The following is a 699-nucleotide window of genomic DNA, read 5'->3' on the forward strand; positions in this document are numbered from 1 at the left end:
GGTTTAGACATGGAAAAACCTTAGAAACGCAAAAGCGTTATTGTAACAAAAGGCCGTCTGAAAAACAGGTTTCAGACGGCCTTTACCAGCAGCTTGGTTTTAAGCCAAAGCCACTTCCAAATTATCAATCAGGCGCGTGGTACCCAAACGGGCGGCGGCAAGCACCACCAATTCTTTATCGCCGACATGAGCCACTGCCAAGCTGTGTGCATGGCGGATTTCAACGTAATCAACCACCCAGCCGGCATCGGTCAAACGGCGGATACATTCAGCCTCGAGCTGGGCGTAATCTAGATTGCCGTTTTTCAAGGCGGCGGCAATGTTTTGCAACTCTTGATAGAGGCGGGGCGCTTCTGCGCGCTCTGCTTCGCTCAAATATTGGTTGCGGCTGGAAAGTGCCAGGCCGTCTGAAGCGCGGCCGGTGTCGACCGGAACGATTTCGATATTGAAATTCAAGTCTTCGACAAAGCCTTTGATAATCGCCAGCTGCTGATAGTCTTTTTTGCCGAAACAGGCGGTATCAGGTTGAACAATGTTGAACAACTTAGTCACAACGGTCGCAACGCCGCGGAAATGGCCCGGACGGAATTTGCCGCACAATTCGTTTTGCAGGTGTGGAGGCTCGACATTGAAACGTTGTTCCACATTCGGATACAGCTCTTTTTCATCAGGCGCAAATACGACGGCAACGCCCTCACC

Annotated in this window: 1 protein-coding gene; it reads right to left on the minus strand. The window is 51.2% G+C overall.

Features of this window, described 5'->3' with window-relative positions; all coding sequences use genetic code 11:
• Window positions 1-99: 99 nt before the first annotated feature.
• The coding region (locus ACTHUR_RS14320; protein WP_440399230.1) for a 4-phosphopantoate--beta-alanine ligase at window positions 100-699 on the minus strand (600 nt) is incomplete at its 5' end.

Source organism: Neisseria sp. P0021.S007 (genome assembly GCF_051956855.1).